Source organism: Serratia sp. PF-27, from assembly GCF_030053255.1.
In the GTDB taxonomy this organism is placed as follows: Bacteria; Pseudomonadota; Gammaproteobacteria; order Enterobacterales; family Enterobacteriaceae; genus Serratia; species Serratia bockelmannii.
In genome coordinates, this window is sequence record NZ_JASGBT010000022.1 from 241,724 (window position 1) to 262,593 (window position 20,870).

General features: G+C 60.5%; 18 protein-coding genes, 1 tRNA gene and 1 riboswitch. Of the genes, 9 read left to right on the forward strand and 10 right to left on the reverse strand.

What is annotated here, in order from left to right:
- Positions 1 to 156: 156 nt before the first annotated feature.
- Complete coding sequence (locus QMZ29_RS20635; RefSeq protein ID WP_261425125.1) at positions 157 to 873, forward strand: HPP family protein; 717 nt, start codon at positions 157 to 159, stop codon at positions 871 to 873.
- Here QMZ29_RS20635 and aac(6') read toward each other — a convergent pair whose 3' ends face one another.
- Together aac(6') and QMZ29_RS20645 are read right to left on the reverse strand one after the other, a co-directional pair.
- Positions 874 to 1,314 carry an aminoglycoside 6'-N-acetyltransferase gene (gene aac(6'), locus QMZ29_RS20640; protein WP_261425126.1) on the reverse strand — a complete coding sequence of 147 codons (441 nt, stop codon included), beginning with the start codon at positions 1,312 to 1,314 and terminating at the stop codon, positions 874 to 876. It abuts the gene before it with no gap.
- A gap of 122 nt (positions 1,315 to 1,436) precedes the next feature.
- Positions 1,437 to 1,512, reverse strand: a tRNA-Ile gene (locus QMZ29_RS20645).
- Between the two features lie 146 nt (positions 1,513 to 1,658).
- On the opposite strand from QMZ29_RS20645, the gene mug reads away from it, so the two are divergent.
- Positions 1,659 to 2,147, forward strand: coding sequence for a G/U mismatch-specific DNA glycosylase (gene mug / locus QMZ29_RS20650; protein ID WP_141972500.1), 489 nt, complete (start codon positions 1,659 to 1,661; stop codon positions 2,145 to 2,147).
- Between the two features lie 74 nt (positions 2,148 to 2,221).
- Here the strand turns inward: mug and rpoD are convergent, their stop codons facing one another.
- From rpoD to rpsU, 3 genes are all read right to left on the reverse strand, one after another.
- Positions 2,222 to 4,063 carry an RNA polymerase sigma factor RpoD gene (rpoD, locus tag QMZ29_RS20655; protein ID WP_043142056.1) on the reverse strand — a complete coding sequence of 614 codons (1,842 nt, stop codon included), beginning with the start codon at positions 4,061 to 4,063 and terminating at the stop codon, positions 2,222 to 2,224.
- Between the two features lie 157 nt (positions 4,064 to 4,220).
- Positions 4,221 to 5,969: a DNA primase gene (gene dnaG / locus QMZ29_RS20660; RefSeq protein WP_025304325.1), complete on the reverse strand. Its 1,749-nt coding sequence runs from the start codon at positions 5,967 to 5,969 to the stop codon at positions 4,221 to 4,223.
- A 136-nt stretch (positions 5,970 to 6,105) separates the two neighbouring features.
- Positions 6,106 to 6,321 (reverse strand): 30S ribosomal protein S21, encoded by a 216-nt coding sequence (rpsU, locus tag QMZ29_RS20665; RefSeq protein ID WP_001144069.1) that lies wholly within the window; start codon positions 6,319 to 6,321, stop codon positions 6,106 to 6,108.
- Positions 6,322 to 6,646: 325 nt separating this feature from the next.
- Between rpsU and tsaD the strand changes: the two genes are divergently transcribed.
- Positions 6,647 to 7,660 (forward strand): tRNA (adenosine(37)-N6)-threonylcarbamoyltransferase complex transferase subunit TsaD, encoded by a 1,014-nt coding sequence (tsaD, locus tag QMZ29_RS20670; RefSeq protein ID WP_060434597.1) that lies wholly within the window; start codon positions 6,647 to 6,649, stop codon positions 7,658 to 7,660.
- A 30-nt stretch (positions 7,661 to 7,690) separates the two neighbouring features.
- Here tsaD and plsY read toward each other — a convergent pair whose 3' ends face one another.
- Positions 7,691 to 8,335, reverse strand: a complete 645-nt coding sequence (gene plsY, locus QMZ29_RS20675; protein WP_025304323.1) for a glycerol-3-phosphate 1-O-acyltransferase PlsY — start codon at positions 8,333 to 8,335, stop codon at positions 7,691 to 7,693.
- A gap of 107 nt (positions 8,336 to 8,442) precedes the next feature.
- Between plsY and folB the strand changes: the two genes are divergently transcribed.
- Positions 8,443 to 8,802 (forward strand): bifunctional dihydroneopterin aldolase/7,8-dihydroneopterin epimerase, encoded by a 360-nt coding sequence (folB, locus tag QMZ29_RS20680; RefSeq protein ID WP_004937203.1) that lies wholly within the window; start codon positions 8,443 to 8,445, stop codon positions 8,800 to 8,802.
- 132 nt (positions 8,803 to 8,934) lie between these two features.
- Positions 8,935 to 9,759 carry an undecaprenyl-diphosphate phosphatase gene (gene bacA, locus QMZ29_RS20685; RefSeq protein ID WP_004937204.1) on the forward strand — a complete coding sequence of 275 codons (825 nt, stop codon included), beginning with the start codon at positions 8,935 to 8,937 and terminating at the stop codon, positions 9,757 to 9,759.
- 39 nt (positions 9,760 to 9,798) lie between these two features.
- Here bacA and QMZ29_RS20690 read toward each other — a convergent pair whose 3' ends face one another.
- Together QMZ29_RS20690 and QMZ29_RS20695 are read right to left on the reverse strand one after the other, a co-directional pair.
- Positions 9,799 to 11,043, reverse strand: coding sequence for a multifunctional CCA addition/repair protein (locus tag QMZ29_RS20690; RefSeq protein ID WP_060434595.1), 1,245 nt, complete (start codon positions 11,041 to 11,043; stop codon positions 9,799 to 9,801).
- A gap of 122 nt (positions 11,044 to 11,165) precedes the next feature.
- Positions 11,166 to 11,786: a TIGR04211 family SH3 domain-containing protein gene (locus QMZ29_RS20695; protein ID WP_016930153.1), complete on the reverse strand. Its 621-nt coding sequence runs from the start codon at positions 11,784 to 11,786 to the stop codon at positions 11,166 to 11,168.
- Between the two features lie 278 nt (positions 11,787 to 12,064).
- Between QMZ29_RS20695 and QMZ29_RS20700 the strand changes: the two genes are divergently transcribed.
- The 3 genes from QMZ29_RS20700 to hldE all read left to right on the forward strand — a co-directional run bounded on the left by QMZ29_RS20700 (position 12,065) and on the right by hldE (position 17,763).
- Positions 12,065 to 13,372 (forward strand): CYTH domain-containing protein, encoded by a 1,308-nt coding sequence (locus tag QMZ29_RS20700; RefSeq protein WP_261425130.1) that lies wholly within the window; start codon positions 12,065 to 12,067, stop codon positions 13,370 to 13,372.
- Between the two features lie 45 nt (positions 13,373 to 13,417).
- Positions 13,418 to 16,255, forward strand: coding sequence for a bifunctional [glutamate--ammonia ligase]-adenylyl-L-tyrosine phosphorylase/[glutamate--ammonia-ligase] adenylyltransferase (glnE, locus tag QMZ29_RS20705; protein WP_261425132.1), 2,838 nt, complete (start codon positions 13,418 to 13,420; stop codon positions 16,253 to 16,255).
- Between the two features lie 77 nt (positions 16,256 to 16,332).
- On the forward strand, positions 16,333 to 17,763 hold the full coding sequence (gene hldE, locus QMZ29_RS20710; RefSeq protein ID WP_019453075.1) for a bifunctional D-glycero-beta-D-manno-heptose-7-phosphate kinase/D-glycero-beta-D-manno-heptose 1-phosphate adenylyltransferase HldE: 1,431 nt from the start codon (positions 16,333 to 16,335) through the stop codon (positions 17,761 to 17,763).
- 61 nt (positions 17,764 to 17,824) lie between these two features.
- Here the strand turns inward: hldE and ubiK are convergent, their stop codons facing one another.
- On the reverse strand, positions 17,825 to 18,100 hold the full coding sequence (gene ubiK / locus QMZ29_RS20715) for a ubiquinone biosynthesis accessory factor UbiK (RefSeq protein ID WP_025304319.1): 276 nt from the start codon (positions 18,098 to 18,100) through the stop codon (positions 17,825 to 17,827).
- A 147-nt stretch (positions 18,101 to 18,247) separates the two neighbouring features.
- Positions 18,248 to 18,408, forward strand: a riboswitch (FMN riboswitch).
- Positions 18,409 to 18,517: 109 nt separating this feature from the next.
- Between ubiK and ribB the strand changes: the two genes are divergently transcribed.
- Positions 18,518 to 19,171 carry a 3,4-dihydroxy-2-butanone-4-phosphate synthase gene (gene ribB, locus QMZ29_RS20720; RefSeq protein WP_004937218.1) on the forward strand — a complete coding sequence of 218 codons (654 nt, stop codon included), beginning with the start codon at positions 18,518 to 18,520 and terminating at the stop codon, positions 19,169 to 19,171.
- A 53-nt stretch (positions 19,172 to 19,224) separates the two neighbouring features.
- Here ribB and QMZ29_RS20725 read toward each other — a convergent pair whose 3' ends face one another.
- Positions 19,225 to 20,757 (reverse strand): alkaline phosphatase, encoded by a 1,533-nt coding sequence (locus QMZ29_RS20725; RefSeq protein ID WP_261425133.1) that lies wholly within the window; start codon positions 20,755 to 20,757, stop codon positions 19,225 to 19,227.
- Positions 20,758 to 20,870: the final 113 nt, after the last annotated feature.

Sequence of the window (20,870 nt, forward strand, 5' to 3'; positions counted from 1 at the left end):
GTTAAGGGGGGAACATTCATCATTGTCGAGGGGAGGCTAAAAATCAATCTGTTAGCCTAAAAGTTCTTGAGCGGCGCGGTTTACGGCGCCGTGAGTTCCTTCAGGGTGATGTGATATATTTGTTGCCAACAAGTGAATTGAGCCGTATTGGGTAACATGAAGACGCAGTGGATAGAACGAGTAAAAGTGGGATGCGCGCGCCTGTGGCCGCACCCGCTGGCGGTGGGCAAGCGAGAGATGCTGATTTCCAGCGTCGGCGCCGGTTTGGGGCTGATGCTCGCCGGTTGGATCAGCCACTTCATTTTGGGTGAGGTGAACCTGTGGTTTATCGCGCCGATGGGCGCTTCGGCGGTGTTGCTGTTCGGCGTGCCCAACAGCCCGCTGGCGCAGCCCTGGTCGATCGTCGGCGGCAATGCGGTGGCGGCGACGGTGGGCGTCAGCGCCGGTCTGCTGATCCCCGATCCGGGCCTGGCCTGCGGCGTCGCGGCGGCGCTGGCCATCGGCCTGATGTTCAAGCTGCGTTGCCTGCATCCACCCGGCGGCGCGGTGGCGCTGACCGCCATCCTCGGCGGCCCCGGCATTCACCAGATGGGCTACCACTTCGTACTGTACCCGGTGCTGCTGAACTCGGTGCTGCTGGCGGCGCTGGCCATTCTGTTCAATAACCTGGCTGGGCGACGCTACCCGCACGCGCTGGCGCCGGCGGAGGCCAAACCGGCCAATTTGCCGATCGATGCCGTTTCCATCACCCGCGCCGATCTGCACGAGGCGCTGATGGAGGGGGATCTGTTCGATATCGACGAGGACGATCTGCAGGAGATCCTGCTGCGCGCCGAGCAGTTGGCGCATCAGCGGCAAAGCAAGATCGCCTGATCAGCCCAGCGTTTTGCGGTAAAACACCACCCGTTCCGTTTCGGCAAAGCCCAGCGCCGTATGCAGGCGCTGGGAGTCCAGATTGGCGATGTCGGTATCCGACGCCAGCTCGCTGCACTCCTGTTGCTTGGCCCACTCCTGCACCTGCGCGATCAGACGCGCCGCCCAGCCCTGGCGGCGGGCGCGCTCGACGGTAAAAATCCCTTCCAAAAACGCCACCGGCGACGATTCGCAGCCGTTGACGTAATCGTAGCGGAGTGCGACCTCGGCAAAGCCAACGAAAGCGCCGTCCAGCCCCCGCGCCATAAATGCGGTGTGGTGCGGCGAAGCCAATATCTCGCGCATCTCCGCGCGGTGCTCTTCCAACGGACAAGTGGGCCACAGCGCCGAGCGCAGCGCCAGCCAGGCGTCGAGGTTGTCGTGGTCGCAGTTGACGATCATGCGGGGTCCTTATGAGTCGGAATAAATCAGGTATGCCGAGAGGGAAGTGTGGCACGGCGGCGGGAAACAAAAAAGCCATCCCGGACAGGATGGCTTGTAAGGCTGTGAAAACAGCTAAAATTTGGTGGCCCCTGTTGGGTTTGAACCAACGACCAAGCGATTATGAGTCGCCTGCTCTAACCACTGAGCTAAGGGGCCAAGCCGCGAGATTATAGGGAATCCTTAAGCGGCGGTCTACTGTTACCCGCCCGTATGTTGCTTTTCTGCACAGTTCTAGCCTGTTGTAATTGCTGGCGGATTTTGCGATAACCGCAGTAAATCCCTGCAATGGACTCACGACACTCATGGAACTTCTGGCGCCTAACCTGCGGGTGGTGTTTTGCGGCATCAACCCCGGCCTTTCTTCCGCCCATCAGGGCTACCCTTTCGCCAACGGCAGCAACCGCTTCTGGAAGGTGATCCATCAGGCCGGCTTTACCGAGCGCCAGCTGGCGCCGGAGCAGTGGCAGCAGCTGAAGGATAACGGCTGCGGCATTACCGCGCTGGTGGCGCGCCCGACGGTGGCGGCCAGCGAGCTGTCGCGCGACGAGCTGCGCAGCGGCGGCGAGGCGCTGCAAGAGAAAATCCTGCGCTATCAGCCGCGCGCGCTGGCGATTTTGGGCAAGCAGGCGTTCACCACCGCCTTCGGGGTGAAAAACGCGCCCTGGGGCAAGCAGGCGCTGATGCTGGGGGAAACTGAGGTGTGGGTATTGCCTAACCCCAGCGGATTGAACCGCGCCACGCTGGAGCAGCTTACCGCCAGCTATCGCGAGCTGTTCCTGGCGTTGCAATGATGCGGCGGGGCATATTCAGGGCATAAAAAAACCCCGGCAAGCCGGGGTTTTTGCTTTTGGTGCGGCAGCCGGACTTAATCGTCCAGGAAGCTGCGCAGCACTTCGGAACGGCTCGGGTGACGCAGCTTGCGCAGCGCCTTGGCTTCGATCTGACGAATACGCTCACGGGTAACGTCAAACTGCTTGCCTACCTCTTCCAGCGTGTGGTCGGTGTTCATGTCGATACCGAAACGCATGCGCAGCACTTTCGCTTCGCGCGCGGTCAGGCCGGCCAGCACATCGTGGGTAGCGGAACGCAGGCTCTCTGAGGTCGCGGAATCCAGCGGCAGCTCGAGGGTGGTATCCTCGATGAAGTCGCCCAGATGCGAATCTTCGTCGTCGCCGATCGGCGTTTCCATCGAGATTGGCTCTTTGGCGATCTTCAGCACCTTGCGGATCTTGTCTTCCGGCATCAGCATGCGCTCGGCCAGCTCTTCCGGCGTCGGCTCGCGGCCCATCTCTTGCAGCATCTGGCGCGAAATACGGTTGAGCTTGTTGATGGTCTCAATCATATGCACCGGAATACGGATGGTGCGCGCCTGATCGGCGATGGAGCGGGTGATAGCCTGACGGATCCACCAGGTGGCGTACGTCGAGAACTTGTAGCCGCGGCGATATTCGAACTTGTCTACCGCTTTCATCAGGCCGATGTTGCCTTCCTGGATCAGATCCAGGAACTGCAGGCCGCGGTTGGTGTATTTCTTGGCGATGGAAATAACCAGACGCAGGTTGGCCTCAACCATCTCTTTCTTCGCGCGGCGGGCTTTCGCTTCACCGATCGACATGCGACGGTTGATGTCTTTGACCTGCTCGATGGTCAGGCCGGTTTCTTCTTCGATCTGACGCAGTTTCTGCAGGCTGCGCTGCACGTCTTCGGCAACGTCTTTCAGCTTTTCCGACCATGGCTTGGCCATCGCCACTGCTGCTTCGAACCAGGAATCGCTGGTTTCGTTGCCGGCGAACAGGGTGACGAAGTTTTTCTTCGGCATTTTGCACTGTTCAACGCACAGCTTCATGATGATGCGTTCCTGGGTGCGAACGCGGTCCATCATAGTGCGCATGCTGTTGACCAGGAAGTCGAACTGTTTCGGCACCAGGCGGAACTGCTTGAACACTTCAGACAGCTTCAGGATCTCGTCCGCTGCGCTGGCGTGGCTGCGGCCGTTCTTCTTGATCACCAGACGTGTCGCTTCATACTGATCGCGCAGCTCGGCGAACTTCTGACGCGCCAGCTCCGGATCGATGCTGTTGTCGTCTTCGGTGTCGTCGTCTTCGGCGTCCTCATCTTCTTCGTCGTCGTCTTGCTCTTCGCTCGACAGTTCAGAACCGATGTGGGTCGCGGTTGGGGCGATGTCCTCTTCCGCGTTAGGATCGACGAAGCCGGTGATCAGATCGGACAGGCGCGCTTCGCCCGCTTCGACGCGATCGTACTGCTCAAGCAGGTAGGTGATGGCTTCCGGGTATTCGGCAACCGAGCACTGCACCTGGTTGATGCCGTCTTCGATGCGCTTGGCGATGTCGATTTCGCCTTCGCGCGTCAGCAGTTCGACGGTACCCATTTCGCGCATGTACATGCGCACCGGGTCGGTGGTGCGGCCGATTTCGGATTCCACGCTGGACAGAACCTGTGCGGCGGCTTCTTCCGCATCTTCGTCCGTGCTGTTCGAGTTTTCGGCGAGCAGCAGGTCATCGGCGTCCGGTGCTTCTTCCATCACCTGGATGCCCATGTCGTTAATCATCTGGATGATGTCTTCGATCTGATCGGAGTCGACGATATCTTCCGGCAGATGGTCATTGACCTCAGCATAGGTCAGATAGCCTTGCTCCTTACCACGGGTGACAAGTAGCTTCAGCTGTGACTGCGGGTTTTGCTCCATAAGACGGTATCCACACTTCAGAGTATTTAGGTTGGTGTCGGTCGGCGAAACCGCCAACAATAGCATTTGGGGCGTTTTCGTTATCGCCGCGGCCCACTATGGCGGCACTGTGCAGGGCTCTGCCCTCGCAATTATCGGCACTTAAGCCGTTTGGTATTCAGTTTTTCTTCGCTAAAACCTGGTTGAGAGAACGGACTTCCTCACGTTCCTCCGGGCTCAGGCCGCGCGTTCTGGCCTGGGCGATCAGCGTTTCCAGCCGTTGCTCGAGCACCGAGTCGTACAGGCTGGCCAACGTATCCAAAAAGGTCTGTTCGACCATGTCCTCAACGATCATATGGTTCCATGTCGCTAAGGTTTCAAGCTGCTGGCTGAATTTGTTGTCGCGATACAGCTCCAGCAATTGCCCGGTTGTCAGGCCCGGCTGCGCCAAACAGGTCTGCACCAGTTCGACGAACAGCGGCAATCCCGCCTGTTTGGTCTGCTCCAACCCTTCCAGCGAAGGGATAAGTGTAGCCAACTGCGGATTTTGCACCAGTAACCCTATCAGTATACGCATGGTTGTGCGTTTTAGCTGGGGCGCCTGATAAGGATTCGCATTTTCCGCCTGCTTGGGCATCAGCTTGTCGAGCTGGCTGTCGTCCAGCAGCCCCAGCTTGTTGCCGAGCTCCTGACGCAGGTACAAGCGCAACGTTTCGCCCGGCACCTGAGTAATCAGCGGCAGCGCCAGCGTGCTCAGCTTGGCGCGCCCGTCCGGGCTGCTCAAATCCACCTGCGGCAGCAGGCTTTCGAACAGGAACGTGGACAGCGGCTGCGCCTGCTCCATTCGCTGTTCGAAGGCTTCTTTACCTTCTTTGCGCACCAAGGTGTCCGGGTCTTCACCGTCGGGCAAAAACATGAACCGCAGCTGGCGCCCGTCGTTCAGGTACGGCAGCGCGGTTTCCAGCGCCCGCCAGGCCGCTTCGCGGCCGGCGCGGTCGCCGTCGTAGCAGCAAACGACGTTGTCGGTAGCGCGGAACAGCAGCTGAATGTGTTCAGCCGTCGTCGAGGTCCCGAGCGAGGCGACGGCATAATCGATGCCGAATTGCGCCAACGCCACCACGTCCATATACCCTTCCACCACCAGCAGCCGCTGGAGGGTAGGGTGGTTCTGCTGTGCTTCATACAGGCCGTACAGCTGGCGGCCCTTATGGAAAACTTCGGTTTCCGGCGAGTTCAGGTACTTCGGCATACCGTCGCCCAGCACGCGGCCGCCGAAGGCGATCACGCGCCCGCGCTTGTCGCGGATGGGGAACATCACCCGTTCGCGGAAACGGTCGTACGAACGCCCCTGATCGTTAGTCACCAGCATGCCGGCATCGTTCAATGCGCGGCGCGAGTCGGCATCGCGGCCGAAACGCTTCAGGGCGTTGTCCCATCCCGCCGGCGCGAAGCCGATGGCGAAATGGCGAATAACGTCGTCACTTAATCCGCGCTGCTGCAAATAGCTGCGCGCCGGTGCCCCGGAGGACTGCTGCAGTGACTGTTGATAGAACGCGCTGAGCTGCTCCATCAGTTGGTACAGGCTCTGGCGCTGATGGCGTTCGATCTGGGTCGGCCCGGTGCCCGCTTCGTAAGGCACTTCCAGCCCGTGCATGGTCGCCAGCTCTTCGATGGTTTCGACAAACTCGAGTCGGTCGTAATTCATCAAAAAGTCGACGGCGTTGCCGTGCGCACCACACCCAAAACAGTGATAAAACTGCTTTTCGCCATTAACGGTAAAGGAAGGCGTCTTTTCGTGGTGGAACGGACAGCACGCGTGGTAGTTCTTGCCTTGCTTCTTGAGCTTCACGCGGGCGTCGATCAAATCGACGATGTCGGTGCGAGCCAGCAAGTCATTGATAAATACGCGCGGAATTCGTCCAGCCATAAGCCCTTACTTCATTAGCCTATAAACGAGAACAAGCCGCGCATTCCTTTCGGAAAGCACGGCCTTCGTATGCAACTACTCGGTCTGCGCGATTTTGAAAATCAGAAATTCACGCGGTGGGGTTGCCCCCGAAGAATTAATACAGACGAGTGCGGCGTGCGTTTTCGCGAGCCAGTTTCTTCGCGTGACGTTTCACAGCAGAAGCTTTAGCGCGTTTACGTTCGGTAGTTGGTTTTTCATAAAACTCACGACGACGAACTTCAGCTAAAACACCCGCTTTTTCGCAAGAGCGTTTGAAACGACGCAGAGCAACGTCAAATGGCTCGTTTTCACGTACTTTAATTACCGGCATGTGCCTCTCACCTCAATAAAATTCGGTTTGCTGCTGGCCAAGCGCCAGCCTTTTCAAAATGGTGCGGAATTTTACTCCAATGGATGCTGCTTTGTAAAGCATCACAGCAAATTGAAACCCGCGTCGCTCTGCCGCAACGTGCGCAATTTTGCACCGGGCGCTGATTATAGACTAATCAGAAAAAAATGCTCGTGTTTAATCGCTCGGGCATTTTCTGGATGAATCATCGACATAGGCGCAAGCCGGTGACAAGATGCGCCGCATCGGCGGTAAATGCGGCGGAATGTGGTAGACTGGCGGCCGCACGTGAATGATGGGAAATGTAATGCGAGTACTGGGTATAGAAACGTCCTGCGATGAAACCGGAATTGCAGTGTATGACGATCAAACCGGTTTGTTGGCCAACCAATTATACAGCCAGGTGAAGCTGCACGCCGACTACGGCGGCGTGGTGCCGGAACTGGCCTCCCGCGATCACGTGCGCAAAACCGTGCCGCTGATTCAGGCGGCGCTGAAAGAGGCCAACCTGACTCCGGCCGATATCGACGGCGTGGCTTATACCGCCGGGCCGGGCCTGGTAGGCGCGCTGCTGGTCGGCGCTACCGTCGGGCGTGCGCTGGCGTTCGCCTGGAACGTGCCGGCGGTGCCGGTACACCACATGGAAGGCCACTTGCTGGCGCCGATGCTGGAAGATAACCCGCCGGCGTTCCCGTTCGTCGCGCTGCTGGTCTCCGGTGGCCACACTCAGCTGATCAGCGTCACCGGCATCGGTGAGTATGCACTGCTGGGCGAGTCGATCGACGATGCCGCCGGCGAAGCGTTCGACAAAACCGCCAAGCTGCTCGGCCTGGATTATCCCGGCGGGCCGATGCTGTCGAAGATGGCGCAGCAGGGCACGGCGGGGCGTTTCACCTTCCCGCGGCCGATGACCGATCGTCCGGGGCTGGACTTCAGCTTCTCCGGGCTGAAAACCTTCGCCGCCAACACCATTCGCTCCAACGGCAACGACGATCAGACGCGTGCCGACATCGCCCGCGCCTTCGAGGATGCGGTGGTGGATACGCTGGCGATCAAATGCAAACGTGCCCTCGAGCAAACCGGCTTCAAACGCCTGGTGATGGCCGGCGGCGTGAGCGCCAACCGCACATTGCGTGCCAAGCTGGCGGAGATGATGCATAAACGCGGCGGGGAAGTGTTCTATGCCCGCCCGGAATTTTGCACCGACAACGGCGCGATGATCGCCTATGCCGGCATGGTGCGGCTGAAGAGCGGCGCCAACCCGGAGCTGAGCGTTTCGGTGCGGCCGCGCTGGCCGCTGGCGGAACTACCTGCGGTATAAAGCAAAGGGCCGGATAATCCGGCCCTTCTGTTATTCGTCTTTCGGCTGGTCGCCGTTATCCTCATCCGCGTCGTTTTTCTTCTTGCGGAACTTGCCCCAAATCTTGCCTTCCTGGCCGCGCCACAGGCGCTGGATATTGTCGTGATGCCGCATCAGGATCAGGCAGGAGAGCATCGCTACCGGGAAGGTGAACTGCGGTTTGAACCACCAGACGTAGAACGGGGCGATAAGCGCGCTGACGATGGCGCCGAGCGAAGAGTAGCCGCTGAGCAGCACCGTCAGCAGCCAGGTGCCGGTCATCAGGCCGGTCAGATCCCAGCCGATAGGCGCGATGGCGCCAAACGCCGTCGCCACGCCTTTACCGCCGCGGAAGTGGAAGAACACCGGGTAGATGTGCCCCAGACAGGCGGCGATCGCCGTCAGGCCTAGGTACAGCGGCGGCACATCGAGTTTGTAGGCCAGCCAGACCGGCAACATCCCTTTCAGAATATCGAACACCAGCACCGCCGCCGCCGCCAGCCGGCCGCCGATGCGCAGGACGTTGGTCGCCCCGGGATTTCCTGAGCCATGCTCACGCGGGTCCGGCAGCCTGGCGATCCGGCAAACCAGGATCGCGCTCGAAATCGAGCCGCACAGATACGCGAAGATAATCATGCCAAGCGCGGTAGCACTCATAACGCGGTTCCGTTTAATAATGGTCGTTTTACTCGCAACATCTATGGATAATACGCACATTCCGCTGGAAGTGGTATCCGGCAAGGCCAAAAACAGAGAATGACGTGATGGATATCGTATTTATTGAAGAGCTTACCGTAATTACCACCATTGGCGTTTATGAGTGGGAACAGGGCATTCGTCAGAAGCTGGTGTTCGATATCGAAATGGGCTGGGATAACCGGCCGGCCGCCGCCAGCGACGACGTAACTGACTGTCTGAGCTATGCCGACGTCAGCGATGCCGTGATCCAACACGTGGAGTCGAACCGCTTCGCCCTGGTGGAACGCGTGGCGGAGGAAATATCTGAAATTTTGCTTCAGCGCTTCAATTCCCCGTGGGTCCGTATTAAGGTCAGCAAACCGGGCGCTGTAGCACATGCCAATCGGGTCGGCGTGATCATTGAGCGCGGCACTCGTCCCGCATGATTTTATGTCATCTGCTTGCAACGAAAGACCGTTAAGCTGGTCTTAATCCTGAGAATTGTTTTAGCGGCATTGTCTTTAAGCATTGCCGCTTTTTTATGTGATAGCCGTTATTTTATAGGGTGAGCGAAGCACATGGCTGACATGCATTCACTGTTTATTGCGTTTGTTCTTGGGGTTGTCGAGGGGTTAACCGAATTTCTGCCGGTGTCTTCCACCGGGCATATGATTATCGTTGGCGAGTGGCTGGGCTTTACCGGCGACAAAGCCAAAACCTTTGAAGTCATCATCCAGCTGGGGTCGATCCTGGCCGTCGTCGTGATGTTCTGGCGCAGGTTGTTCGGCCTGATCGGCATCCATTTCGGCGGCAAGCCGGTGGAGCACGAGGGTAAAACCAGCGGTCAGCTGAAGCTGGGGCACATCCTGCTGGCGATGATCCCGGCGGTGGTGCTGGGCCTGGCCTTCCATGATTTCATCAAGTCGCTGTTCGCGCCGAAAAACGTGATGTATGCGTTGGTGGTCGGCGGTCTGCTGCTGCTGGCGGCGGAATGGCTGAAGCCGAAGAAACCGAGCGCGGAAGGGCTGGATGACATCACCTACCGCCAGGCGTTCATGATCGGCTGCTTCCAGTGCCTGGCGCTGTGGCCGGGCTTCTCCCGTTCGGGTTCTACTATCGCCGGCGGTATGCTGGTGGGCGTGAACCGCTATGCGGCGTCCGAGTTCTCCTTCATTTTGGCGGTGCCGATGATGATTGGTGCCAGCGGCCTGGATCTGTACAAGAGCCTGCACTTCCTGACCTGGGGCGATCTGCCGATGTTTGCCGTCGGCTTCGTTACTGCCTTCGTGGTGGCGCTGATTGCGATCAAGACCTTCCTGTCGCTGATCAAACGCATCTCGTTCGTGCCGTTCGCCATCTACCGCTTTATCGTGGCGGCCGTGGTTTACATGGTGTTCCTGTAAGCCCGATACCAAGAAAAAACCCCGCTCTGCGGGGTTTTTTTATGCCTGATCGTTGATAATCGTTTGGGTGAGCTTCCACTCGGCCAGCGCCTGCTGGCGGCGGCGTTTGAGCTCGTCGCGGATCGCGGTGCCCTGCAGCCCGCTGGCTACCACCTCTTTAATCGATACCGCGCTCGCCACCTGATACGCCTGGCGCAGATAGTCGCCCTGCGGATAGGGATTCTTCTCAAAGCCGGTGCGTCCGCGCGCGTCCGCTTCGCTGGTCAGGATCATCTGCTCCAGCCTCTGGGGCTTGCGCCAGACGTCGATGGCGTCGAACAACTTCAATAGGGTCTCCGGCCGCAGCTTGTTCACGGTGTGGATCAAATCATGGTACTCGGCCACCAGCTTGCTCAAATCCCGTACCGGGTTGGGCACCCGCAATCGCTGGCACAGCGCCTCGACCAGCCGTACGCCCGCCGGGCCGTGGCCGTGGTGATGCGGCCAGAACTCTTTTGGCGTCAATCCCTTGCCGAGGTCATGGCACAGGGTGGCGAAGCGCACGTCCACCTCCGGCGTGAGGCGGGCGGCGATCGCCAGCGCCATCAGCGTGTGCACGCCGGTGTCGATCTCCGGGTGCCACTTGGCGGGGGCCGGCACGCCGAACAGCGCGTCGATTTCCGGGAACAGCACCGCCAGCGCATCGCAGTCGCGCAGCACCTGAAAATAGACCTGCGGGCTCTGGCTTTGCAGCGCCTTTTCAGTTTCTTTCCAGACGCGTTCGGCGGTCAGCGCGGCCAGTTCACCGCTGTGCGCCATCCGGCGCATCAGGGCGAGCGTTTCGTCGGCGATGCGAAAACCCAGGTGGGCGAAGCGGGCATTGAAACGCGCCACGCGCAGTACTCGCAGCGGATCTTCGCCGAACGCGTCGGAAACGTGGCGCAGCACGCGCGCCTGCAGATCGGCCACGCCGCCGTAAGGGTCAATCAGCTCCCCTTCGGCGGAACGGGCGATGGCGTTGATGGTCAGATCGCGCCGCAGCAGATCTTCCTCCAGCGTGACGTCCGGCGCGGCATAGCAGGTAAAACCGGTGTACCCTTGGCCGGATTTGCGCTCGGTGCGCGCCAGCGCGTATTCCTCATGAGAATCGGGGTTGAGGAACACCGGGAAATCTTTGCCGACCTGTTGGTAACCCAATGCCAGCAGCTCTGCGGGCGTGGCGCCCACCACCACCCAATCATGATCGACCACCGGAATATTGAGCAGGCTGTCGCGAACGGCGCCGCCGACCAGATAAATCTGCACTGTTGACTCCTGAATATCGTGTAAGGCCCTGTCTATCAGATTACATGAATTGGCCGCGGGATGTCGGCGCCAATGAAAAAGGCGCCCGCAGGCGCCCATACTCAAACTGAACGATACTGAAATCAGTTCATCCAGCGATTGTTGTTCTTGCGACGCGGGATCAGGTGCGGCAACAGCAGGCCCAACAGCAAACCGACGCCGGCAACGCCGCCGCCGTACATGAACCACTGCAGGATAATGGTGCGCTGTTTGTCGTCGAGCTGCAGGTTAACGGCGTTGACCTTCTTCTGCGCCACCACCAGCTGGTTTTTCAGATCCTGGTTTTCCTTCTGCAGGCTGCTGATGGTGCTGTCGCTGCCCGCGACTTTTTCCTGCATTTCCGAGGTGCGCTGGTTCCAGGTGTTATCGATGTTGGCCAGTTTGTCGGTCAGGGTTTTCACCTGCTGTTCCAGCTCGGGCACGCGGGTGCGCAGGCTTGGCGTCTGGCTGAGCTGATCGAGCGGGATCCAGGTGGTGCGGCCTTTGGGATCGCGGATCTGGCCGTAATTGGTGCTGTCGTTGACGCTCAGCAGGGTCACTTCTTCACCGGCGTTCAGAGTGCCGACAATACGGTACTGATTACCTGGGCCGCTATGGACATAAGTGCTTAACTCATCGGAGATATAGCGTTTATCTTCGGCATGTGCGGCCCAAGTGATGCTGAAGCTCAGCGCGGCAAGGAAAATCAGGCGTAATTTCTGCATTAGTTCATCGTTTCTGGGTGAATTTATGGAACGATAGTAGAGGGTTCAGTCTGACGACGCAACGCCAAAACCGGAATGAGAACTATCTTACTGTGGCTGATTCTGTGAGTTGCGCAGCGTTTTATAACGTAACAGGTTTTTTCTACAGTTAGCAGGGTTAAGGCGCCGGGAATCGCGGTAAGATAACGGCAACTGTGCGTCAGTGGGCAGCATACGGCGGGCCGAGCGCGCCGCGCTGAAACCGACGTGAATGCGTAACTTATTGGTGTTAAAGAATTATGACCGTTGAAATTGAACTGAAATTCATCGCCGCGCCGCAAGCGGTGGCCGCACTGCCACACTGGCTCGCCGCCTGGCCGCATCAGCATTCCGCGCCGCAAAAACTGACCAACATTTACTTCGAAACGGCCGACAACTTCCTGCGCCGTCACGACATGGGGCTGCGCATTCGCGGTTTCGACGATCGCTATGAGATGACCATCAAAACCGCAGGTAAAGTGGTGGCCGGCCTGCACCAGCGCCCGGAATACAATGTCGCCATCGCCGAACCGCAGCTGGCGCTGGCGCAGTTTCCTGCCGACATCTGGCCGCAGGATTGCGATATCGCGGCGCTGCAGCAGGCGTTGCAACCGCTGTTCCGTACCGATTTTGTGCGTGAGAAGTGGGTGGTTACTTACGGCCAAAGTGAGATAGAGATTGGCCTGGATCAGGGTGAGGTGCGCGCCGGTGAGCTCAGCGAAGCCCTGAGCGAGATAGAACTGGAGTTGCTGAAAGGCAACACCGCCGATCTGCTGGCATTGGCCGGTGAGCTGGCGGCGCACGATGGGCTGCGTCAGGGCAGCCTGAGCAAGGCGGCGCGTGGTTACCACCTGGCGCAGGGCAATCCGCCGCGCGAGGTGCGCTCGCTGCAGGTGCTGAAGCCGGCGGCGAAGGCGACCGTGGAGCAGGGGATGATCGCCTCCTTCGAACTGGCGCTGAACCACTGGCAGTACCATGAAGAGCTGTGGCTGCGCGGCGACGCGCAGGCGCGCGGGGCGGTCATCGAAGCGGTCGGCACGATCCGCCAGGCGCTGGTGATCTTCGGCGGCCTGGTGCCGCGCAAGGCCAGCGCCGATCTGCGCGCCCGTCTGAGCGAACTCGAACCATTGTTGGCGGATAAAGCCGCGCAACCAGAGACCCTGTGCTACAGCACAGCTTACCTGCAATGTAAGTTGGCGCTCACATCATGGCTGGTGAGCGGCGCCTGGAGGCCGTTTATCGATGCCAAAGGGCAGACCAAGCTGGACGGTTCTTTCAAACGCTTTAGCGACATCATGCTGGGGCGCAGCGGCGCGGAGCTGAAAGAAGCCTTCAGCCGTACCCTGAACGAAGATGAATATCAGGAACAATTGCCGCGCCTGACGCGTCAGATTTCGGCGCTGATCCTGCTGTCGGGCGCTTACCCCGACGAGCAGACCGGGCCTTATATCGACGCCTGGCGCGAGTTGCAGGCGGCGCTGAGCGAGCGCCGCCAGGGCTGGTATGAAGCCAGCCGCAAACAGGCCTTATCGCATGCGCCATTCTGGTTAAACGGCGCGCTTCGTTAATCCAGTCGGCCCGCCAGCCGTGGGCCGCAGAACGGGTCATACACTATGTCGCCACTTTCAGCCGCGTTACAGGCTCAGGCACAGCAGGTTGTGCAGCGTTTTCAGGAAGTTCACGGCGCGGACAGCGCCTTTAGCGAGCAGGAGCAGTGGGTGCTGGCGTCGAGCGACTTCGTCAGCGACGCGCTGCTCGCCCAGCCGGCCTGGCTCGCGACGCTGCGCGAGCAGCCGCCGGCGCCCGGCGAGTGGCAACACTATGCCGCCTGGCTGCAGGACGAGCTGGAAGAGGTGCGTGATGAAGCGCAGCTGATGCGCACGCTGCGCCTGTTTCGCCGCGAGACGCTGGTGCGTATCGCCTGGGCGCAGGCGCAGGGGCTGTGTTCGACCGAAGAAACGCTGCTGCAGCTGAGCGGGCTGGCGGAGACGCTGATCGTCAGCGCCCGCGACTGGCTGTACCAAACCTGCTGCCGCGAGTGGGGCACGCCGTGCAACGCCGCCGGCGAACCGCAGCCGCTGCTGATCCTCGGCATGGGCAAGCTGGGCGGCGGCGAACTGAACTTCTCGTCGGATATCGATCTGATCTTCGCCTACCCGGAAAACGGCCAGACCCAGGGTGGAAGGCGCGAGTTGGACAATGCCCAGTTCTTCACCCGCCTCGGCCAGCGGCTGATCAAGGCGCTGGATCAACAGACCATCGACGGCTTCGTCTATCGCGTCGACATGCGGCTGCGGCCGTTCGGCGACAGCGGCCCGTTGGTGATGAGCTTCGCGGCGCTGGAAGATTATTATCAGGAGCAGGGGCGCGACTGGGAGCGCTATGCGATGGTGAAGGCGCGCCTGATGGGCGGGGCGGAAGACGCCTACAGCCAGGAGCTGCGCAAAACCCTGCGGCCGTTCGTGTTCCGCCGCTACATCGATTTCAGCGTCATCCAGTCGCTGCGCAACATGAAGGGCATGATCGCCCGTGAAGTACGGCGGCGCGGTCTGAAGGACAACATCAAGCTGGGCGCCGGCGGCATTCGCGAAATCGAATTCATCACCCAGGTATTCCAGCTGATCCGCGGCGGCCGCGAGCCGGCGCTGCAGGGGCGTTCGCTGCTGCCGACGCTGCAGGCGGTGGGTGAGCTGGGGCTGCTGGAGGCCGAGCAGGTGCGGGCGCTGAGCGCCGCCTACCTGTTCCTGCGGCGGTTGGAGAACTTGCTGCAGGCGATCGGCGATCAGCAAACCCAGACGCTGCCGCAGGAGGCACTCGATCAGGCGCGGTTGGCCTACGGCATGGGATTGGCGGATTGGCCGGCGCTGATGGCGGCGCTGGACGCGCACATGCAGGCGGTGCGCGCGGTGTTCGACGACCTGATCGGCGACGATAGCCCGGATGTCGGCGAAGATCCCGATTACCAGCACTACCACAGCCTGTGGCAGGACGCGCTGGAGGAGAACGAGCTGGCGCCGCTGACGCCGCACCTCGATGAAGAGGGGCGCCGACAGATGCTGCGCACCATCGCCGATTTCCGCCACGACGTCGACAAGCGCACCATCGGCCCGCGCGGCCGCGACGTGCTCGATCAGCTGATGCCGCGCCTGCTGGCGGAGGTGTGCCCGCGCCAGGACGCGCCGACCGCGCTGGTGCGGCTGGCGCAGCTGCTGCTCAGCATCGTCACCCGCACCACCTACCTCGAGCTGCTGGTGGAGTATCACGCGGCGCTCAGCCATCTGATCCGCCTGTGCGCCGCGTCGCCGATGGTCGCCAACCAGCTGTCGCGTTACCCGCTGTTGCTGGACGAGCTGCTGGATCCGGCCACGCTGTATCAGCCGGTAGCGCTGGACGCCTACCGCAGCGAGCTGCGCCAGTATCTGCTGCGGGTGCCGGAAGACGACGAAGAGCAAAAGCTGGAGGCGCTGCGTCAGTTCAAACAGGCGCAGCAGCTGCGCATCGCCGCGGCGGATATCGCCGGCGCGCTGCCGGTGATGAAAGTCAGCGATCACCTGACTTATCTGGCGGAGGCGATCATCGACGCGGTGGTGCAACAGGCCTGGAGCGACATGGTGGCGCGCTACGGCCAGCCGACCCATCTGCAGGAACGCGAAGGGCGCGGCTTTGCGGTGATCGGCTACGGCAAACTGGGCGGCTGGGAGCTGGGTTACAGTTCCGACCTCGATCTGGTGTTCCTGTTGGATTGCCCGCCGGAAGTGATGACCGACGGCGATCGCTGCATCGACGGCCGTCAGTTCTACCTGCGGCTGGCGCAACGGGTGATGCATCTGTTCAGCACTCGCACCTCCTCCGGCATTCTGTATGAGGTGGACGCGCGCCTGCGGCCTTCCGGCGCGGCGGGGATGCTGGTCAGCACCGTCGAGGCGTTCGCCGACTACCAGCAAAACGAAGCCTGGACCTGGGAGCATCAGGCCCTGGTGCGCGCGCGCATCGTGCACGGCGACCCGGCGCTGCATCAGCAGTTCGACGCAATCCGGCGCGAGATCCTGTGCAAAACGCGCGATGTGGAGACCCTGAAGCGCGAAGTCCGCGAGATGCGCGAAAAGATGCGCAACCATCTCGGCAGCAAGCAGCGCGATCTGTTTGATATCAAAACCGATGAGGGCGGCATAACCGACATCGAATTTATCGCCCAATATCTGGTCTTACGCTATGCGCCGGGTGAACCGCGCCTGACGCGTTGGTCGGACAACGTGCGCATCTTCGAGCTGATGGCCAATTACGACATCATGCCGGAAGAGGAAGCGCGCACGCTGACCCAGGCCTATGTCACCATGCGCGACGAGATCCACCACCTGGCGCTGCAGGAGCATTCCGGCAAGGTCGGCAGCGGGCTGTTTGCCGCCGAGCGCGAACAGGTACGCGCCAGCTGGGCCAAATGGCTGGATTAATACCTTTTTGCGGGTATTCCGGCGGTCTGTGGTAATATCTGCGCCACTAAAATTTTGTTCTTTTTTGGAGTTATCGGATGAAAGTTACGCTGCCTGATTTTCGCCGCGCCGGTGTGCTGGTGGTCGGTGACGTCATGTTGGATCGCTATTGGTATGGGCCGACCAGCCGCATTTCACCGGAAGCCCCGGTGCCGGTGGTCAAGGTCGATACCATCGAAGAGCGTCCCGGCGGCGCGGCTAACGTGGCGATGAACATCGCTTCGCTGGGCGCCACTTCCCGTCTGGTGGGCCTGACCGGCATCGACGATGCGGCGCGGGCGCTGAGCGCCAAGCTGAATGAAGTCAACGTGCGCTGCGACTTCGTCTCGGTGCCGACCCATCCGACCATCACCAAGCTGCGCGTGCTGTCCCGCAACCAGCAACTGATCCGTCTCGACTTCGAAGAAGGCTTCTCCAACGTTGATCCACAGCCGATGCTGGAGCGTATTCAGCAGGCGCTGCCGCAGATCGGCGCGCTGGTGCTGTCCGATTACGCCAAGGGCGCGCTCAGCCAGGTGCAGGGCATGATCCAACTGGCGCGCGCCGCCAAGGTGCCGGTGCTGATCGATCCGAAAGGGTCCGATTTCGAGCGCTATCGCGGCGCGACGCTGCTGACGCCGAACCTGTCCGAGTTCGAAGCGGTGGTGGGCCACTGCAAGGATGAAGCGGAATTGGTGGAACGCGGCATGAAGCTGGTGGCGGATTTCGAGCTGTCGGCGCTGCTGGTTACCCGTTCAGAACACGGCATGACGCTGTTGCAGCCGGGCGTTGAACCGCTGCACTTGCCGACCCAGGCGCAGGAAGTGTTTGATGTGACCGGCGCCGGCGACACCGTGATCGGCGTGCTGGCCGCCTCGCTGGCCGCCGGTAACTCGCTGGAAGAGTCCTGTTTCCTGGCCAACGCTGCCGCCGGCGTGGTGGTGGGCAAGCTCGGTACCTCCACCGTGTCGCCGATCGAGCTGGAAAACGCGGTGCGCGGCCGCGCCGAGACCGGTTTTGGCGTGATGACCGAAGCGCAGTTGAAGCATGCCGTCGCGCAGGCGCGTCAGCGCGGCGAAAAAGTGGTGATGACCAACGGCATCTTCGACATTTTGCATGCCGGCCACGTCTCTTATCTGGCCAACGCCCGCAAGCTGGGCGATCGCCTGATCGTGGCGGTGAACAGCGATGCGTCGACCAAGCGCCTGAAAGGGGAAACACGCCCGGTCAACGCGCTGGAGAACCGCATGATTGTACTGGGCGCGCTGGAAGCGGTGGATTGGGTGGTGCCGTTCGAAGAGGACACGCCGCAGCGCTTGATCGCCGACATTCTGCCGGATCTGCTGGTGAAAGGCGGCGATTACAAACCGGAAGAGATTGCCGGCAGTGCGGAAGTGTGGGCCAACGGCGGCGATGTCAAAGTGTTGAACTTTGAAGACGGCCTGTCGACCACCAACATCATCAAAGCGATTAAAGACGGGCGCGGCTAACGCCGGGTAATCTAAAGAACAAGGGCGCGCGGTTCATACAGGTGCGCGCCCTTCGCGGGAATTATTCGTCTTCCTGCTTGGCTGCCGGCGCCGTGCTCAGTTTGCTTTCCAGCTCGGCCATGCGCTGTTCCAACAGCGCCAGCTTCTCGCGGGTGCGCAACAGCACCTGAGTCTGCACGTCGAACTCTTCGCGGTTAACCAAATCCAGGCGGGTCAACTGCGATTGCAGGACCTGACGGATTTTTTTCTCAACGTCTTCCCCGAATTCACGAACGCCTTTAGGCATGGACTCATGAACCTGGCGTGCGATTTGTTCGATTTTTTTCGGGTCAATCATGGCGTATCCCTTTCAGAGTTTAATAGCTGCCGCTTAGTGTAATGCGAGTTGCCCGCCGGATAAACACCATTAAGCGCATTCGCCGCGCGTGGCCGAATTGTGCTTTTGCCAATTGCCCTGTCTATCCATTAGCGTTATAGTCATCTTGCTTATTCTCAGGGCGGGGTGAAAGTCCCCACCGGCGGTAAATCACCTTCTACGGTGAAAGCCCGCGAGCGCTCAGCCAGCCTGTAAAGGCCGGTTAGAGGTCAGCAGATCCGGTGTAATTCCGGGGCCGACGGTTATAGTCCGGATGGGAGAGAGTAACGGTATCTGCCGGGCATGCGCCCGCTTGCGTTATTTTTTTAGCTATTGCTAGCTACTCCTCAAGATCGCCCTGGTTCTGGTAATCCATAATTTTTAATGAGGTTTTTTACCATGAATCAGACGCTACTTTCAGACTTCGGCACGCCGACAGAACGCGTTGAACGCGCGATTGACGCACTGCGCAACGGGCGCGGCGTAATGGTGCTCGATGATGAAAATCGTGAAAACGAAGGTGATATGATCTTCGCCGCGGAAACCATGACCGTTGAGCAGATGGCGCTGACCATTCGCCACGGCAGCGGTATCGTGTGCCTGTGCATCACCGAAGAACGCCGTCAGCAGCTTGAACTGCCGATGATGGTGACCAACAACTCCAGCCAGTTCCAGACCGCCTTTACCGTGACCATCGAAGCGGCGCAGGGCGTGACCACCGGGGTTTCCGCTTCCGATCGCCTGACCACCATCCGCGCGGCGGTGGCAGACAGCGCCAAGCCGAGCGACCTGAACCGTCCGGGCCACGTGTTCCCGCTGCGTGCGCAGCCGGGCGGCGTGCTGAGCCGTCGCGGCCACACCGAAGCGACCATCGATCTGGTCTCCATGGCCGGTTTCAAACCTGCCGGCGTACTGTGTGAACTGACCAATGACGACGGCAGCATGGCGCATGCGCCGGAAGTGATTACCTTCGCCAAACAGCACGACATGGTGGTGCTGACCATCGAAGATCTGGTGGCCTACCGCCAGGCGCACGAGAAAAAAGCCAGCTGATAGCCGGCCGCTTTCAACGATAAAAAAGCCGCGTTACGCGGCTTTTTTTGTGGCTACCGCTCTGACAGGCGTTCGCCGATGCGGCTGGCGTAATTCATCACGTGGAAGGTGTAGTTCTCCTCAACCGTACCCTGGAACAGATGCGCCCAGGGGCCGATGGCGTAGATGCCGAGATCTTCCCCGCCGTGCGTCTCGCTTTTTAGCGGCACCAGCGCCGGCTGAATAAAGTCGGGCGCGGTGGTTTGCTCCATGGTCAATGCCGGGCGCTCGGCCAGCGGGATTGTGCCGCCGGGACCGTTGGCGAAACCGAGGGTGGTGTAGGGCTTGCCGTCGCTGCCCAGCCGAGGTTTACCGTCGACGCCGACGGAAATGCCGAGGATAGGATTGCCGCGCTTGGCATAGCCGGCGATGGTCAGCGTGTGGCTGTGATCGCCGGTCACGATCACCAGCGTTTCGTCCAGGTTGACCTTGCCGACGATGGTTTTCACCGCCTCGTTCAGGGCGACCGCGTCGCTCAGCGTGCGGTAGGCGTTGCCGTTATGGCTGCCGTGATCGACGCGCCCGCCTTCTACCAGCAACAGATAGCCTTCGGGATTCCTGGCCAGAATATCGATGGCCTTGCCGGTCATCTCTGCCAGTGAAGGTTCTCCCGCCGCGTCTTGCCGTCGATCGTGCTCGAAGTTCATGTGTGATGGCTCGAACAGGGCTAACAGGTGGTCGACCTTACCCGGCTCGATTTTATCGAACTGTGCCTGATTCCATACGTATTGCCCACGCTCGCCGTAGCGCTGCAGCCAGGCCTGCGTCAGGTCGCGGCCATCCTTTCTGGCGCCTGTTTTGGCGGGATATTCCGGATCGCTCACGCTGTCGGGCAGGAAGTTGGCGCGCCCACCGCCCATCGCCACGTTCAGCCCGTTGCCGTACTTCATTTCCACCAGCTGGCGCGCGATGTCGCGGCAGCCTGCGGCCAGAGCATCTGCCGGCATTTTGGCGTCAGATTCCCAGTCGCGGTTGGCGATATGGGCATAGGTGGCGCCCGGCGTGGCGTGGGTGATGGTCGCGGTCGTCACGGCGCCGGTGGCCATGCCGAGCGTTGCGGCCATCTCCCACAGCGTGGTGACGGCCTTGGTTTGCTGGTCATCGCAATTGTTGAGGGTGGCCGTATGGTTGAGGCCCATCAGATCGTTGATGGTTTTGACGCCGGTGGTCATTGCCACCGCGCTGGGCGCGGAGTCGGTGATTTGGGCGTCGGCGGAATAGGTTTTGGCCGCCGCCAGATAGGGGAAGGCCTCCCAGGCCAGCACGTTGGACTCACCGTCCACGCCGCGCTGCTGCCCTTCAAAAATGCGGGCGGCGGTCACGGTGGAAAATCCCATGCCGTCGCCGACCACCAGAATGACGTTTTTGGCACGGTTGGTGTTTGGCGTCTGCTTCAGCCGCTGTTGCAGCTGGGCTTGCGCCTGAAGGAAGTAAGGGTCTTCGCGCTGCGTCAGCGGCGCGTTGTCCACCGCGTCGGCGGCGACTGCCCCCGTGGCGAACAAGGTCATGGAAAGCGCCAGGCGGGTTGCCAGTGTGAGTCTGAACATGAATTCCTCCTTGGTGAGACGTGATTCCCGTAGCGCCGACGGGCTGCCAACACCCTGTCGACTGAAAGAGGAGTGTATCGACTGTGTTAACAAAAAATACATAAATTGTTCAC

Bases quoted from the DNA above. Each gene is read 5' to 3' on its own strand.
- QMZ29_RS20695 (WP_016930153.1), bottom strand. From the start codon at position 11,786: ATGCAGAAATTACGCCTGATTTTCCTTGCCGCGCTGAGCTTCAGCATC.
- bacA (WP_004937204.1), top strand. From the start codon at position 8,935: ATGGCTGACATGCATTCACTGTTTATTGCGTTTGTTCTTGGGGTTGTC.
- QMZ29_RS20700 (WP_261425130.1), top strand. From the start codon at position 12,065: ATGACCGTTGAAATTGAACTGAAATTCATCGCCGCGCCGCAAGCGGTG.
- ubiK (WP_025304319.1), bottom strand. From the start codon at position 18,100: ATGATTGACCCGAAAAAAATCGAACAAATCGCACGCCAGGTTCATGAG.
- QMZ29_RS20635 (WP_261425125.1), top strand. From the start codon at position 157: ATGAAGACGCAGTGGATAGAACGAGTAAAAGTGGGATGCGCGCGCCTG.
- glnE (WP_261425132.1), top strand. From the start codon at position 13,418: ATGTCGCCACTTTCAGCCGCGTTACAGGCTCAGGCACAGCAGGTTGTG.
- plsY (WP_025304323.1), bottom strand. From the start codon at position 8,335: ATGAGTGCTACCGCGCTTGGCATGATTATCTTCGCGTATCTGTGCGGC.
- tsaD (WP_060434597.1), top strand. From the start codon at position 6,647: ATGCGAGTACTGGGTATAGAAACGTCCTGCGATGAAACCGGAATTGCA.
- mug (WP_141972500.1), top strand. From the start codon at position 1,659: ATGGAACTTCTGGCGCCTAACCTGCGGGTGGTGTTTTGCGGCATCAAC.
- rpsU (WP_001144069.1), bottom strand. From the start codon at position 6,321: ATGCCGGTAATTAAAGTACGTGAAAACGAGCCATTTGACGTTGCTCTG.
- rpoD (WP_043142056.1), bottom strand. From the start codon at position 4,063: ATGGAGCAAAACCCGCAGTCACAGCTGAAGCTACTTGTCACCCGTGGT.
- ribB (WP_004937218.1), top strand. From the start codon at position 18,518: ATGAATCAGACGCTACTTTCAGACTTCGGCACGCCGACAGAACGCGTT.
- hldE (WP_019453075.1), top strand. From the start codon at position 16,333: ATGAAAGTTACGCTGCCTGATTTTCGCCGCGCCGGTGTGCTGGTGGTC.
- folB (WP_004937203.1), top strand. From the start codon at position 8,443: ATGGATATCGTATTTATTGAAGAGCTTACCGTAATTACCACCATTGGC.
- QMZ29_RS20725 (WP_261425133.1), bottom strand. From the start codon at position 20,757: ATGTTCAGACTCACACTGGCAACCCGCCTGGCGCTTTCCATGACCTTG.
- dnaG (WP_025304325.1), bottom strand. From the start codon at position 5,969: ATGGCTGGACGAATTCCGCGCGTATTTATCAATGACTTGCTGGCTCGC.